This is a genomic window from Streptomyces sp. NPDC041713, assembly GCF_055591085.1.
In genome coordinates, this window is sequence record NZ_JBVIZY010000009.1 from 1 (window position 1) to 15,147 (window position 15,147).

At 70.3% G+C, this 15,147-nt stretch carries 9 protein-coding genes and 1 pseudogene; 6 read left to right on the top strand and 4 right to left on the bottom strand.

Annotated elements, in window-relative coordinates:
- Together ACZ6CV_RS25540 and ACZ6CV_RS25545 are read right to left on the bottom strand one after the other, a co-directional pair.
- Positions 1-503: alpha-amylase family glycosyl hydrolase (locus tag ACZ6CV_RS25540; protein WP_469253036.1), on the bottom strand; the 503-nt coding region annotated here is incomplete at its 3' end.
- Entirely contained in the window at positions 500-2,536 is a 2,037-nt protein-coding gene (locus ACZ6CV_RS25545; RefSeq protein ID WP_469253037.1) for an alpha-1,4-glucan--maltose-1-phosphate maltosyltransferase, read from the bottom strand. The genes ACZ6CV_RS25540 and ACZ6CV_RS25545, both read right to left, overlap by 4 nt.
- A 580-nt stretch (positions 2,537-3,116) precedes the next feature.
- Between ACZ6CV_RS25545 and ACZ6CV_RS25550 the strand changes: the two genes are divergently transcribed.
- The 4 genes and pseudogenes from ACZ6CV_RS25550 to ACZ6CV_RS25565 all read left to right on the top strand — a co-directional run bounded on the left by ACZ6CV_RS25550 (position 3,117) and on the right by ACZ6CV_RS25565 (position 8,633).
- Positions 3,117-4,493, top strand: coding sequence for a carboxylesterase/lipase family protein (locus ACZ6CV_RS25550; RefSeq protein ID WP_469253038.1), 1,377 nt, complete (start codon positions 3,117-3,119; stop codon positions 4,491-4,493).
- A gap of 142 nt (positions 4,494-4,635) precedes the next feature.
- Positions 4,636-7,284: an alpha-glucan family phosphorylase gene (glgP, locus tag ACZ6CV_RS25555; RefSeq protein ID WP_469253039.1), complete on the top strand. Its 2,649-nt coding sequence runs from the start codon at positions 4,636-4,638 to the stop codon at positions 7,282-7,284.
- 211 nt (positions 7,285-7,495) lie between these two features.
- Positions 7,496-7,801 (top strand): annotated as a pseudogene (locus tag ACZ6CV_RS25560) (RHS repeat-associated core domain-containing protein); the annotation flags it as partial.
- Positions 7,802-8,078: 277 nt separating this feature from the next.
- Positions 8,079-8,633, top strand: a complete 555-nt coding sequence (locus ACZ6CV_RS25565; RefSeq protein WP_469253040.1) for a hypothetical protein — start codon at positions 8,079-8,081, stop codon at positions 8,631-8,633.
- A gap of 78 nt (positions 8,634-8,711) precedes the next feature.
- Here the strand turns inward: ACZ6CV_RS25565 and ACZ6CV_RS25570 are convergent, their stop codons facing one another.
- Both ACZ6CV_RS25570 and ACZ6CV_RS25575 read right to left on the bottom strand, forming a co-directional pair.
- Positions 8,712-10,334: a M4 family metallopeptidase gene (locus ACZ6CV_RS25570; protein WP_469253041.1), complete on the bottom strand. Its 1,623-nt coding sequence runs from the start codon at positions 10,332-10,334 to the stop codon at positions 8,712-8,714.
- 366 nt (positions 10,335-10,700) lie between these two features.
- Complete coding sequence (locus ACZ6CV_RS25575; protein ID WP_469253042.1) at positions 10,701-12,773, bottom strand: M4 family metallopeptidase; 2,073 nt, start codon at positions 12,771-12,773, stop codon at positions 10,701-10,703.
- 910 nt (positions 12,774-13,683) lie between these two features.
- On the opposite strand from ACZ6CV_RS25575, the gene ACZ6CV_RS25580 reads away from it, so the two are divergent.
- Together ACZ6CV_RS25580 and ACZ6CV_RS25585 are read left to right on the top strand one after the other, a co-directional pair.
- Positions 13,684-14,178, top strand: coding sequence for a hypothetical protein (locus ACZ6CV_RS25580; protein ID WP_469253043.1), 495 nt, complete (start codon positions 13,684-13,686; stop codon positions 14,176-14,178).
- Between the two features lie 23 nt (positions 14,179-14,201).
- Positions 14,202-15,092: a hypothetical protein gene (locus ACZ6CV_RS25585; RefSeq protein WP_469253044.1), complete on the top strand. Its 891-nt coding sequence runs from the start codon at positions 14,202-14,204 to the stop codon at positions 15,090-15,092.
- Positions 15,093-15,147 lie beyond the last annotated feature (55 nt).

Genomic DNA, 15,147 nt, shown 5'->3' on the forward strand with positions numbered 1-15,147 from the left:
CAGTTGGAGGCTTCGGTGTCGACGAAGATGATGCGCGCGTCCTGGTAGGCCTTGTCGTCGTCCGCCCACACGTAGTAGTCCCCGTAGGGGCCGGTCGGGTCGGTGCGCGAGGCCTGGAACCACGGGTGCTGGTCGCTGGTGTGGTTCATGACGAAGTCGATGATGACGCGCATGCCGCGCTGGTGGGCGGAGTCGACGAACTCCACGAAGTCGGCCAGATCCCCGAACTCGGGCAGCACGGCGGTGTAGTCGGAGACGTCGTAACCGCCGTCACGCAGGGGTGACTTGAAGAACGGGGGCAGCCACAGGCAGTCCACCCCCAGCCACTGCAGATAGTCCAGCTTGGCGGTGATGCCCTTCAGGTCGCCGATGCCGTCACCGTTGCTGTCCTGGAAGGAACGGACAAGCACCTCGTAGAAGACGGCACGCTTGAACCAGTCGGGGTCGCGGTCCTTGGTGGGCGTGTCCTCGAAGGTGTCCTGGACGGGCTCGTTGAAGATCATGGTGTGGGTGACCCTCCGATCGACGGTGAGGACGCTCGCAGGACTCGGAAGACGTGCGCGGGGGCCTGGCCCGGTTCGAGGCGCACGTAGTTGGTCCTGCCCCAGTGGTAGGTGTCGCCGGTGAGCTCGTCGCGCACCGGCACGGACTCGTCCCAGTCGAGGCCGAGTTGTGGCATGTTCAACGAGACCGTTGCCTCCTGGGTGTGGTGCGGGTCGAGGTTGGCGACCACCAGAACCGTGTTCGAACCCTCCGCCGTGGCCGCCGACTTGGAGTAGGCGATCACCGCGTCGTTGTCGGCCTGGTGGAAGTGCAGGTCGCGCAGTTGTTGCAGGGCGGGGTTGGCGCGCCGTATCGCGTTGAGCGCGGTGAGGAGCGGGGCGATGGTGGTGCCGGTCCGGGCGGCGGACTCCCAGTCGCGCGGGCGCAGTTCGTACTTCTCGGAGTGCAGGTACTCCTCGCTCCCGGGCCGCGCGGGGGCGTTCTCGCACAGCTCGTATCCGCTGTAGACGCCCCAGGCGGGCGAGAGCGTGGCGGCGAGCACGGCGCGCACCTCGAAGGCGGGCCGGCCGCCTTCCTGGAGGTAGGCGTGCAGGATGTCGGGGGTGTTCACGAAGAAGTTGGGGCGCAGCACGTGGGCGGTCTCGCGCGACAACTCGGTGAGGTAGTCGGTGAGTTCTTTCTTGCTGTTGCGCCAGGTGAAGTACGTGTACGACTGCTGGAAGCCGACGGCGGCGAGGGTGCGCATCATCGCGGGGCGGGTGAACGCCTCGGCGAGGAAGACGACGTCGGGGTCGGTGGCGTTGATGTCGGCGAGGACCTGCTCCCAGAAGACCACCGGCTTGGTGTGCGGGTTGTCGACGCGGAAGATCCGTACGCCGTGGCCCATCCAGAAGCGCAGCAGCCGCACGGTCTCCGCGACGAGCCCCGGCATGTCCTGGTCGAAGGCGATCGGGTAGATGTCCTGGTACTTCTTCGGCGGATTCTCCGCGTACGCGATGGAGCCGTCCGCGCGGCGCCGGAACCACTCGGGGTGCTTCTCCACCCAGGGGTGGTCCGGCGAGCACTGCAGCGCGAAGTCCAGGGCCACTTCGAGACCGAGCCGCCCGGCCTCGCGCACGAACGCGTCGAAGTCCTCCAGCGTCCCCAGATCGGGGTGGACCGCGTCGTGACCGCCCTCGGGCGAACCGATCGCCCACGGCACCCCCACGTCGTGCCGCCCGACGGACAGGGAGTTGTCGGGGCCCTTGCGGAAGGTGGTGCCGATGGGGTGGATCGGCGGGAGATAGACGACGTCGAAGCCCATGCCGGCGATGGCGGGCAGCCGGGCGGCGGCGGTGCGGAAGGTGCCGGAGACGGGTGGGGCGCCGGGCCGCACGACGGCGCCCTCGGAGCGCGGGAAGAACTCGTACCACGCCCCGTACAGCGCCCTGTGCCGCTCCACGATCAGCGGCAACTCCTCGCTGGACGTGACCAGTTCGCGCAGCGGGTGCCGGTCGAGGACCGCCTCCACCTCGGGGGTGAGGGCGGCGGCGAGCCGGGCCGCGGGGGAGCGGTCGGTGTCGCGCAGGGCGCGGGCGGCGCCGACGACCACGGCCCGTTCGGTAGGGGGGACGCCCGCGGCGGCGCGTTCGTGCAGACGGGCGCCCTCCTCCAGGACCAGGTCGGTGTCGAGGCCCGCGGGTATCTTGATCCGCGCGTGGTGGCGCCAGGTGGTGAGCGGATCGCCCCAGGCCTCCACGGCGTACGTCCAGCGGCCCTCGGCGTCCGGCGTGACGTCGGCGCCCCACCGGTCGGTGCCGGGCGCGAGCTCCCGCATCGGGGTCCAGGGACCCGGCCTGCCCTCGGGGTCGCGCAGCACGACGTTGGCGGCGACCGCCTCGTGCCCCTCGCGGAAGACGGTGGCGGTGACCTGAAAGGTCTCTCCCGGCACCGCCTTCGCCGGTTTTCGTCCGCCGTGGACGACCGGGCCGACATCCAGGACGGGGATGGTGGGCTGTGCGGGTGAGCCTGGCGGGGTTGAGCCAAGAGGCATGTCTGACCGCTCCTGTCCGCGTGCACGGATACGTGGGTGGGGAGGGGTTCCGCGGTGCGTGCCGGCCGGTACGCCGACGGGTGTACCGCAGGAGCCTTCCCACTCCCTTCGGGTGCGCAATCCGGCGCTTTGTTAACTACTAGTGCGTAAGGACCCATGCAAGACCGGCCCCGCCCCGAATGGCGCGACCGGCCCAATTCGCATATGCCGCAAGCCGTGTTGACCTGTCCGCATATGCCTCGGGGGTGAAAGGGGGGTGAATGGGCGCCGGAAGAAGCCCGGAAGGAGCCCGGAAGGAGCCCGCAGGAAGCCCGGAAGAAGTCTCACCCCGGCCGCGGGACGGCGTTCGGTACGCGAAAAGACTGGCCGGAAGTCCCGGGTCACCGGGGCGTGAAAAAGACCCCACCGCGATCGCGGTGGCGTGCGGAACAGGGCGGGGCCGATGAGCCGGGGCGTCGTGCCGGGGTGTGATCCGGCGAACAGGGCTCTGCCGTAAGGGAGTTCCGGCGCTCTGCCGGTGCGGCGCTCTTCCGGTGATCCCTTGTTGCGGACGGAACCGAATGTGGTGTCGGGTGATCCCATGACACACCGTCCGCACCCGGCCGCCGTCGTCGCCACCACCCATGGGCCCGTGCGCGGGGAGCACCAGCCCTACGGGACGCGTTTCCTCGGCATCCCGTACGCCGCCCCGCCCGTCGGCGCCCTCCGTTTCGCGGAGCCGCGGCCGCCCACGCCCTGGGTCGAGCCGCTGGACGCCACCGCGTACGGCCCGACCGCCCAGCGCCGCGGCTTCGTCGAGGAACCCGGCATCCCGGAGCCCTCGATACCCGGTGACGGCACCCTCAACCTCAACGTCTTCACCCCCGCCGCGGACGCCTCCGCCGCGCTCCCCGTGCTCGTCTGGATCCACGGCGGCGGATACGTCGCCGGGTCCGCGGCCAGCCCCTGGTACGACGGGGCCGCCTTCTGCCGCGACGGGGTCGTCCTCGTCTCGATCGGCTACCGGCTCGGCATCGAGGGGTTCCTGCACCTGGACGACGCCCCCGACAACCGGGGGGTGCGCGACTGGATCGCCGGCCTGGAATGGGTGCGGGACAACATCGCGGCCTTCGGCGGCGACCCCGCCAAGGTGACCGTCGCCGGGCAGTCGGCGGGCGGCGGCGCCGTCCAGACGCTGCTCGCCGTGCCCGCCGCCCGCGGCCTGTTCCGCGGCGCGCTCGCGCTGTCCGGCGCGATGATGCAACCGCAGGACCGGTGGGCCGGGCACGCCGTGGCCGACCTCTTCACCCGCCGCACCGGTGTGCCCGCCACCGCGGCCGCCCTGCGCGACCGGTCGGACCAGGAGCTGCTCGCCCTCCAGGACGCGGTCACCGCACCGGGACCCGACCGCGCCGACCTGCCGGGCCTGCTCCTGGCCCCCTTCGCCGACGGCGACCTGCTCCCGCGCCCGGCCCTCACCGAGCTCACCGATCCCACCGAGCGCACCGATCTCACCGAGGGCGGGACCGCGGCCGACGTACCGCTGCTCCTCGGCTTCACCCGGCACGAGTTCCACGCGGCCGGCGGCCCCGAGCTGACCGACCGCGTCTTCCGCCGCCCGAACCTCGCGCTCGCCGAGGCGCTCGCCGCCCGCGATTGCCCCGTTTGGCTGTACGAGTTCCACTGGCCCTCACCGGTGCCCGGCGCCGTCGAGGGCCTCGCCTTCCACTGCCTCGATCTGCCGTTCGCCTTCGACCTGCTCGACGCCGACGGCGTCACCGCCGCCGCCGGCCACGCACCGCCGCAGGCGCTCGCCGACGCGATGCACGGGGCGTACACGGCCTTCGTACGCGACCTCGACCCCGGCGAGGACTGGCCCCGCTACACGCCGGAGCGGCGCGCCGTCCGGATCTGGGACGCCGAACCCCAGGTGGCCGACGACCCGCTGCGGGAGCTGCGGGCGGACCTCTCCGACTGATGTGCTCCCCGTGCGCCGTGGTGACGGAGGGCGCCCCACGGCTACCGTCGATGCGAGCCGTCGGCACTGCGAGCCGTCGACACGCTCACGCGCACGCACACCACGCTCACGCGCACGTACACGCCGTACGAAGGTGGAGATCGTGAAGGCAATCCGTCGATTCACCGTACGACCCGTCCTGCCCGAGCCCCTCGCCCCGCTGGCCGAGCTGGCCCGCAACCTGCGCTGGTCCTGGCACCCGCGCACCCGTGACCTCTTCCGCGCCGTCGACCCACGGCTGTGGGAGGCGTCCGGCTGCGACCCCGTGCGCCTGCTCGGCGGGGTGCCGGCCGCGCGGCTCGCCGAGCTCGCCGGGGACACCGAGTTCCTGCGGCGGCTCGGCGAGGCCGCCGACGACCTGCGCGAGTACGTCACCGGGGACCGCTGGTACCAGGAGCAGGCCCGGGACCAGGAGCAGGCCCGGGGCGACGGCGGCCTGCCGCGGGCCGTCGCCTACTTCTCGCCCGAGTTCGGCATCACCGCCGCCCTGCCGCAGTACTCCGGCGGCCTCGGCATCCTCGCTGGGGACCACCTGAAGGCGGCGAGCGACCTCGGCGCCCCCCTCATCGGCGTCGGGCTGCTCTACCGGCACGGCTACTTCCGCCAGTCGCTCTCCCGCGACGCCTGGCAGCAGGAGCACTACCCCGTCCTCGACCCGAACGAGCTCCCCCTCGACCTGCTCCGCGAGGTCGACGGGACACCCGCGACCGTGGCGCTCGCGCTGCCCAGCGGCCGCTCGCTGCGCGCCCACGTGTGGCAGGCGCAGGTCGGACGCGTACCGCTGCTCCTGCTCGACTCCGACGTGGAGGAGAACGACCCCGGCGAGCGCGACGTGACCGACCGGCTCTACGGCGGCGGCAGCGAGCACCGGCTGCTCCAGGAGATGCTCCTCGGCATCGGCGGCGTGCGCGCCGTCCGCGCGTACTGCCGGCTGACCGGCCACCCGGACCCCGAGGTCTTCCACACCAACGAGGGCCACGCGGGCTTCCTCGGCCTGGAGCGCATCCACGAACTGGCCCTGCACGACGTCGCGTTCGACGCTGCCCTGGAGTCCGTGCGCGCCGGAACCGTCTTCACCACCCACACCCCGGTCCCCGCCGGCATCGACCGCTTCGACCGCGAACTGGTCGCGCGCCACTTCGGCCCCGCCGCCGAACTGCCCCGCATCGACGCGGCGGACGTCCTGCGGCTCGGCATGGAGACCTACCCGGGCGGCGAGCCCAACCTCTTCAACATGGCCGTGATGGGGCTGCGCCTCGGCAGCCGCGCCAACGGCGTGAGCACCCTGCACGGCGCGGTCAGCCGGGAGATGTTCGCCGGCCTGTGGCCCGGCTTCGACGCCGACGAGGTGCCCATCGACTCCGTCACCAACGGCGTGCACGCCCCCACCTGGGTGGCCCCCGAGGTCTTCCGGCTCGGCGCCCGCCAGATCGGCGAGCGGCGCACCGAGGACGCGCTGTCCGTCGGCGGCTCCGACCGCTGGGACGCGGTCGCCGACATCCGGGACGCCGACATCTGGGAGCTGCGCCGCACCCTGCGCGAGCAGCTGGTCCACGAGGTCAGGCGGCGCCTGCACGACTCCTGGCGGCAGCGCGGCGCGGCCACCGCGGAGCTCGGCTGGATCGACGGCGTCCTCGACCCGGACGTCCTCACCATCGGCTTCGCCCGCCGCGTCCCCTCGTACAAGCGGCTCACGCTGATGCTGCGCGACCGGGACCGGCTGATGGAGCTGCTGCGCCATCCCGAGCGGCCGGTGCAGATCGTCGTCGCGGGCAAGGCGCACCCGGCGGACGACGGCGGCAAGCGGCTCATCCAGGAGCTGGTCCGGTTCACCGACGACCCGCGGGTGCGGCGGCACATCGTGTTCCTGCCGGACTACGGCATGGCGATGGCGCAGAAGCTCTACCCGGGCTGCGACGTATGGCTGAACAATCCGCTCCGGCCCCTGGAGGCGTGTGGCACGAGCGGCATGAAGGCCGCCCTGAACGGCTGCCTCAACCTGTCGGTCCTGGACGGCTGGTGGGACGAATGGTTCGAGCCGGACTTCGGCTGGGCCATCCCGACGGCGGACGGCGCCGCCATCGACGAGGACCGCCGCGACGACCTGGAGGCCGCCGCGCTCTACGACCTCCTGGAACAGCGCATCGCGCCCCGCTTCTACGAGCAGGGCACCGGCGGCCTGCCCGACCGCTGGATCGAGATGGTCCGCAGGACCCTGACCCGGCTCGGCCCGAAGGTGCTCGCGGGGCGCATGGTGCGCGAGTACGTGGAGAAGCTGTACGTTCCCGCGGCGCGGGCGCAGCGCGCCCTGGACGCCCCGGCCGCCGTCGAACTGGCCGGCTGGAAGGCCCGGGTCCGGGCGGCCTGGCCGCGGGTCGCCGTCGACCACGTCGAGGCGTCGGCGAGCGGCGCGACGGCCGAACTGGGCGCGACGCTCTCCCTGCGGGTACGGGTGCACCTGGGCGAGCTGACCCCCGACGACGTGGAGGTGCAGGTCGTCGCGGGCCGCGTCGACCCGGAGGACCACCTCGGCGACGCCTCTCCGGTGCCGCTGAAGCCGGTCAGCGGGCCCGACGGGGAGGGCCGGCGGGTGTACGAGGGGCCGCTGGCGCTGGACCGTACGGGGCCGTTCGGCTACACGGTCCGGATTCTGCCGGCCCACCGGCTGCTGGGCGGCGGGGCCGCGGAGCTGGGCCTGGTCGCCCTGCCCTCCGAGGCGACGGGGGAGGAGGCGGGGGTTCTGATGCGGTGAGGGGGCCCAGCCCGGACCGAGGAACGAACTTCAGCTTTGCGGGGTGGCTGGGTATCGTCGTATCGCCCTAAGGTCAAGGCCGCCACCCGCAACGCGAATTCCGCGGAGAAGGCGCAGAAGTCGGCCCAGGGTGATGTGGACTCCGCCAAGAGCGCCCTGGACGCGGCGAAGAAGATGGCCGAGGACGCGCGCAAGATGCGCGAGGAGGCGGCCGGGACCCGACGTGGCGGAGACGGGTGACGCGGAACGGGGTACCTGGCGCACTAGTTCCACCCTCTGGGGCACCACGGTCTGGAACCGGAGCGCCACCGCTTACACGCCGCTGCGCTTCCCCGGTCAGTACCACGACCCCGAGACGGGGCTGCACTACAACCACTTCCGGCACTACGACCCGGAGACCGCCCGCTACCTCACCTCGGACCCGATCGGTCTCAACGGCGGCTTCGCGCCGCACAGTTACGTGCCCAACCCGTTCATGTGGGCCGACCCCCTCGGCCTGTCCCTCCTCGACGTCAGCAAGAACGGCGTGCACATCGTGGTGCACGAGTACGACGTCGACAAGCCGGCGCACGCGCACGTCACCGGGGGCGGCGGGCGCGAGGTGAGGATCGGTCCGAACGGCAAACCCATCGACGGACAGCCGGAGCTGTCGCGCAAGCAGCAGCAGGCGGTGGAGCATTACAAGCCGGAGATCCGGAAGGCCGTCAGGAAGCTCGGCCGGCGAAACCAGGCGGAGGAGCGGGCCGAACGGGAGCAGCGCGAGACCGCCAAGAAACCTTGCAAGGGATGAAGCGATGACATTGCGATCCGATCTGGCCGAGCTGCTGGCGGAGGCCGGGATCGTCGACGTGGACCTCGACGAGGCCGTCGCGGACGAGCACGTGCGCGCGTCCGCGTACCGCCGCGCGGTCTCGGCGATCGCTTCCTCGGGGAGCCGCGACCGGGACCGCGCCATCGTGGCCACGCTCCTGCGGGACCCCCTCGAATTCATCTCCAAGACGGCGGTGGTCGCCCTGGTGGACGACATCGCCCATGAAGTGAGCGGGCCCGACGAGTTCCGGCGGTGGTCAGACGAACTGCTGCCGGAGGTCGACCGGTTCAAGGGGGAGTCGCACCGCGAGTTCGTCCGCCGCCGCATCCACGACTGGCTCCTCTGTCTGACCGTCAAGGACGGCCACGTGCCGACCGCGGACGAGCTCGCCGAGGTCACCGACTGGATGCAGCGCCACCTCGCCGAGTACGTGATGTCACCCGAGGTGCTCGCCGTGGTCGCCGAGTCGGCCCGGACCAAGAAGACGCGGAACCTCGCGAAGAACCGGGCCAACAGCCGCGAGCTCAGGGCGGAGTGAGCGGAAAAGCCGGGATGAATGCGAAGGCGGCACCCGGGGGAGGAAGGAACCCCCGGGTGCCGCCGGTCGCGCGCGTCGTTACTTGACCGCGACGCCCGTCCAGGCCGCGCCCACGGCCTTGGCCTCGGCCGAGTCCGCCCCGTACAGGTCCGTCGCCGCCTTCAGCGTGCCCTCACGGGCCGCCTTGTAGTCGGTCGTCGATGTGAAGTACGTCGTCAGGGCCTTGAACCAGATCTTCTCGGCCTTGTCGCGTCCGATGCCCTCGACCTTGGAGCCGTCGGCGGTCGGGGAGTCGTACTTGACGCCGTTGATCTCCTTCGCGCCGCTGCCCTCGGACAGCAGGTAGAAGAAGTGGTTGGCGATGCCCGAGGAGTAGTGGACGTCGACGTTGCCCGCGTCCGCGCTCCAGCTGTCCAGGGACTGGCCGTCCTTGGAGGGCTTGTCCATGTAGCGCAGCGGGGAGCCGTCGCCGTTGATGTCGATCTCTTCGCCGATGAGGTAGTCGCCGATGTCCTCGGGGCTCTTGGCGTTGAACTCGACGGAGGTGCCGAAGATGTCCGAGGTGGCCTCGTTCAGGCCGCCGGACTCGCCGGAGTACTCCATGTTGCCGGTGGCCGAGGTGACGCCGTGCGACATCTCGTGGGCCGCGACGTCGATCGAGGTGAGGGGCGCCTTGTTGCCCTCGCCGTCGCCGTACGTCATGCAGAAGCAGCTGTCGTCCCAGAAGGCGTTGACGTAGTTGTCGCCGTAGTGGACGCGTGAGGTGGCACCCTTGCCGTCGCCCTTGATGCCCTCGCGGCCGTGCACGTTCTTGTAGTAGTCCCAGGTGACCTGGGCGCCGTACGCGGCGTCGACGGCGGCGGTCTGCGGGTCGTCCGGCTTGCCGGTGCCCCACGTGTCGTCGTCGTCGGTGAAGAGCTTGCCCTCGCCGCTCTGGCCGTTCTCCAGGTTGAACGTGGAGTGGCCGCCGCGGCTGTCGTCGGTCAGCTCGAAGCCGCTGCCGCCCTTCTTGGAGCCGATCTCGACCTTGCCGCTGTACTGGCTGTTGCCCGTGCCGTTCTCGATGGCCTGGTGCTGGAACAGCTTCTTGCCGGTCGCGGCGTCCGTGATGACGTGCAGTCTGCTGGGCGTGCCGTCCTTCTGCACACCGGTGACGACGGTCTCGTACGCGAGGACCGGCTTGCCGGTGGCGGCCCAGATCACCTTGCGCGGCGACTGCGCGTCGGCCTTGGCGGTCTTCGCCTTGGCGGCGGTGGACTCGGCGGACTTGGCCGCGGTGCCCTTGGCGACCTTGGCGTCGGTGGACGCGACCTTCACGGAGGCCTTGGTGGCCTTGGTGACGCCCTTCACCTTGCCGCTCTTGGCGGTGTGCACGACGAGGTCGCCGCCGAGGACGGGCAGGCCGTCGTAGGTGCGCTCGTAGCGGGTGTGGACGGTGCCGTCGCGGTCCTTGACGACGTCGCGGACGACGAGCTTCTCCTTGGCGCCCAGGCCGATCTTCTCGGCGGTGGCGGCCTTCTCGGCGTTCGCGTCCTTGAGCAGGCCCGCCTTGGCCGAGGTGGAGAGGGCGGCGGGGGCGCCGGACGGCGCGGCCGGCTGGGCGGAGGCGCCGGTGGTGAGTCCTGCGGTGAGCAGCGCTCCGGCCGCGACCGCGGTCGCGATGGCCAGGGTCGAACGCTTACGGGATATGTGGGGGGTCACGCAGGCTCCTTCTGTGGGGGGCCCGGGTGGTGTTGGGGAACTACCCGGGCATGAAAGATGCGGTGCGGGTGTGGTTCATGTGTGGTGCGAGGGAAGAGTGTCATTCGAGCCAGGTACATGTCAGCCCCTGAGCTGATGTTGGCCGGAAATCGTCCGTTGAGCGATGGTCAACATACGGAATGCGAACAGGGCGTGAACGAGCAAGGCCCGTGAACGAGCGCGCCGCCCCGGGGAGTTGATCAACCCGGGGCGGCGGCGTTCGTTGTGCTCAGCGGTGCGCGGGAGGGGTGCCCCGCCCGCTGTGCACGGGTGGGGCACCCCTCCGGGCCGTTTGCGAAGGGAACCTTGCGGCGCCTTCCGGCCGGTTTACGGGAAGGTGACCTTCCAGCTGTTGATGTAACCGGTGTCCTGCGCGGCCTTGTCCTGGACCCGCAGCTTCCAGGCGCCGTTGGCAGCCTCGGACGAGGCGTTGACCGTGTAGGTCGTGTTCACGTTGTCCGCGGAGTCCGAGGCGCTGGTGCCCTTCAGGGGGTAGACCGTCCCGTCGGGGGCCAGCAGGTCGATCTTCAGGTCACCGCGCCAGGTGTGCACGATGTCCACGCCGACCTTCAGGTTGCTCGGCGCGTTGCCGGTGCGGCCGGTGACGTTGACCGTCGAGGTGACCGCGGGGCCGTTGTCCGGAATGCTGACGTCCGTGGTGTTCTCGAAGGACGTGCCGCCGCCCGGGTCGCCGCCGGGACGGCTGCCGACGTTCACGCCGGCCCAGGCGTTCGCCACGGCGGTGTACTCGGGGCTGGTGGTGCCGTACAGCTCACCGGCTGCCGCGAGCGTCCCGGTGCGCGCGGCCGCGTAGTTCGTCGTGGACGTGAACTTCGTGGTGAGCGCCTTGAACCAGATCAGCGAGGCCTTGTCCCGGCCGATGCCGGTCACCGGCAGACCGTCCGAGGTGGGCGAGTTGTAGGAGACGCCGTTGATGACCTTGGCGCCGCTGCCCTCGCTCAGCAGGTAGTAGAAGTGGTTGGCGACACCCGACGAGTAGTGCACGTCGACGTTGCCGATGCCGGAGTACCACGAGTCCTTGGACGCGCCGTCCTTGCTCGGCTTGTCCATGTAGCGCAGCGGGGTGCCGTCGCCATTGATGTCGATCTTCTCGCCGACGAGGTAGTCGCCCACGTCCTGCGGGTTGTTGGCGTTGAACTCCACGGCCGCCGCGAAGATGTCCGAGGTGCCCTCGTTCAGGCCGCCGGACTCACCGCTGTAGGTCATGTTGCCGGTCGCCGACGTCACGCCGTGCGTCATCTCGTGGGCCGCCACGTCGATGGACGTCAGCGGCGCCGCGTTGCCCGAGCCGTCGCCGTACGTCATGCAGAAGCAGCTGTCGTCCCAGAAGGCGTTGACGTAGTTGTTGCCGTAGTGCACCCGGGAGTACGCGCCGACGCCGTCACCGCGGATGCCGGAGCGGCCGTGCACGTTCTTGTAGTAGTCCCAGGTGAGCTGGGCCCCGTAGGCGGCGTCGGCGCCGGCGGTCTCGACGTTCGAGGGGTTGCCGTTGCCCCAGATGTCGTCCGGGCCCGTGAAGAGGGTGCCGGTGCCGGAGGTGCCGTGGTTCAGGTTGTACGTCTTGTGGCCGCCGCGCCCGTTGTCGGTGAGGGTGTAGTTCGACCCCGACTGGGCGCTGCCCACGGTGACCTGACCGCTGTACTGCGTGTTGCCCGTGCCGTTCTCGATGCCCTGCCACTGGAAGAGCTTCTTGCCGGTGGCGGCGTCCGTGATGACGTGCAGCTGGTTCGGCGTGCCGTCGTGCTGCAGGCCGCCGACGACCGTCTCGTACGCGAGGACCGGCTTGCCACTGGCCATCCAGACGACCTTGCGGGGTGCCCGGTCCGCGTCGGCCTTCTTCGAGCCCGCCGCCTTCGCGGCACCGAGCGCCTGCTTCTCGGCGGCCGACGCCTTCACGTCGGCGCTCATGTCGACGCCCTTGAGCTGCGCCTTCGCGGCCTTGGTGACGCCCTCGGTCTTCCCCGACTTCGCGGTGTCGACGACCAGGTCGCCGCCGAGGACGGGCAGGCCGTCGTAGGTGCGCTCGTAGCGGGTGTGGACGGTGCCGTCGCGGTCCTTGGTGACGTCGCGGACGACGAGCTTCTCCTTGGCGCCGAGGCCCAGGTCCGCGGCGGTGTCCGCCTTGGTGGCGTTGGCGTCGCGGAGGAGCTCCGCGCGCTGGGCGGGGGTGAGCTTGGCGGCCAGCGCGCCGGGGTCGACCTTGCCGAGCTTCTGGGCGGCGGCCTTGGGGGCGTCCACCTTCGGTCCGTCGGCCGAGGCGGGACCCGCCTGGACGGCCACCGCGAGCAGAGCGGCGACTGCGGAGAGGGCGCCGACGGCGGTCGCACGGGTGCGGACCGAACGGCTGTGGGAGGTGGGTCTGTGGGAGGTGTTTCTCAACACGGACTCCTTCTGCGCGGCCGCGGGGATGCGCGGCCAGAACTACCGGACGGCTGGGTCGCCGTCCGGGCAGAGCAAGGCGGAACGCAGAACTGGGCGGTGCACAACGGGTATTGCGTGAAGAGAAACCGTCGCCTTGTTGAAAGCCGTGCGGCGGTCGAGGGGAAGAGTGGCACCAGAGCCGTACGTCTGTCAGGAGCGCATCAAGAGTTGGCCGGATTTAGTCCGTTGGCCGGTGGGGCGGGTTCGGTAATCGGCGTGCGGACGACACGGCGCACGCGCCGTACCCCCACCCCACCGATCACCACAACCGCCGACGCCCCCTGGACCAGGCTTTTCCCCACGGACCTCGAGCCGACCGCACCGCTGCGGACACGCACACACCCGGAAGACACGGCCGCCCGCGACATCACGGAACCCCGCTCGACCGCGAACCTCCGCTGCACGGCAGCGCGGAGAAGAACACCGACGCTGGCGAGATCACGTCCGTACGGGAGGGCACCGGGGGCCCCGGCGGTGTGACGCCGGCATTGCGCGCGCGGCACGGAACTCGTGCCGGGCCCGTGGGAACTCGTCCGACAGAATCTCTGAACGGAGCTCGCCGCTGAGGACGGAGACGAGGAAACGGGTCACTCTCCTGACGCCACGTCAGGCAGCGGCGTGACGTGAACACCCGTTTGCTTGCGATTTGATCACTTCCAGTGCGCAACATGATCAAATACGGCACCGAAAGATCCAACTATGTCGCATATTACGGAGAATCTACGTTCAGTAGCCGTGTGACGGCTAAGTACAGTCCTCTCCTGGTTCCTTCCTCAGGGAACTCTCATGTTCGCGTCGGGAGCTGAGTGGTGGCTCGCCCGCTACTCGCCGCGACGTGTCAACGGACAAGGTAGGCAAGGAGATTTCGATGCCCATTGACATGGGCTCACGTAAAGTCCGCCTGGGCCTCGTGGCCATGGCCGGGCTTGCGGCGGCCGTATTGACCGCCTCTCCGGCGGCGGCCGGCGAGACCGACAACCTGTACAGCGCGGAGGCCTGCAAGAGTCCGGGCGTCTCCAAGTTCAAGTTCCATATTTGGTACAACTCCGGGCAGAACGGCTCGTACCGCAATATCGGCTACAGCATCTACGACTTCAACGACGCACCGGACGGGGTGGTGGGCGCGCACTCCGCACTCACCTTCTGTGTCAAGAACGGTGCGAGCGCGCCCTGGCCGGGATCCGGACTGAAGGTCAAGAACAACGGCGCGGCGGGCGAGAACGAGCACCACAAGTACTGGGCCCGGGTGTACGTCAACAGCGGCTACAAGGGTGCGCAGGACGTGATGGCTCCGTACCAGCACATCGATCGGTTCCGGCACGTGTACAACAACAACGCCTCGTTCAAGTGGACCAGCAAGTGACCGGGCGGCAGAAGGGATCGGCGATGATGCGACTGACGGCGAAGGCAGCGGTTCCGGTCACGGCTCTCGTGCTCGCGGCCGGTGCGGGTACCGCCTACTACTGCTCCGGGGCCACGGAGGAGACCACCGCCGGCGACTCCGGCACGTACCAGGCCGCCGTTCCGGGCAAGGTCGCGCAGGCTTATGTCGGCTCCCCGGACGACCCGGCGACGTGGCGTCTGCCCACCGAGGCGTACATGCCCACCGCGACCCAGGCGCGCGTGGTGACCCAGTCCCGGGACCGGTTGCTCGACCAATGCATGAGCGCAGCGGGCTACGACGCCTGGGAGCCGGCTCCCGACCTGCCCGAACTCGGCGGCAAGACGCTCACCGACTGGCGTTACGGCATCCACGACGCCCAGCTGTCCGCCGAGCGCGGCTACCACCCCGCAGAGGGCGAGCAGGAGGCGTACGACAAGGCGATGGAAGCCGGGGCGGTGGATGAGTCCGGTGCCGACGACGCCACGCTGCGGGGATGTGTGGAGAAGGTGGACGGCAAGGTCCCCGACGCGACGCCGCCGGCCATTGTCCAGGAGATCAGCGGCAAGTCGTTCCTGAAGTCCCAGAAGGCACCCGAGGTCGTCGATGTTTTCGCCAAGTGGTCGTCCTGCATGAAGGACAAGGGCCACGCCGGATACAAGCAGCCGCTCGACGCCAGTGACGACCCCCGCTTCACGGACCCCGACAAGGTGACGGACCAGGAGATCGCGACGGCCAAGGACGACATCGCCTGCCGGGACACCTACGACGTGGCCCGCACGTGGTTCGACGCCGAGTCCAAGATCCAGCGGGACGAGATAGCCAAGCACTTGAAGGACTTCGACAAGGCGGCCGCGGTGACCCGGGAAGCGGTCACCAAGGCGAAGGAAGCCTGACCGGGTCCTGCTCCACTTCACCACCGCAAGGAACGTTTTGATACGCCGACAGCGC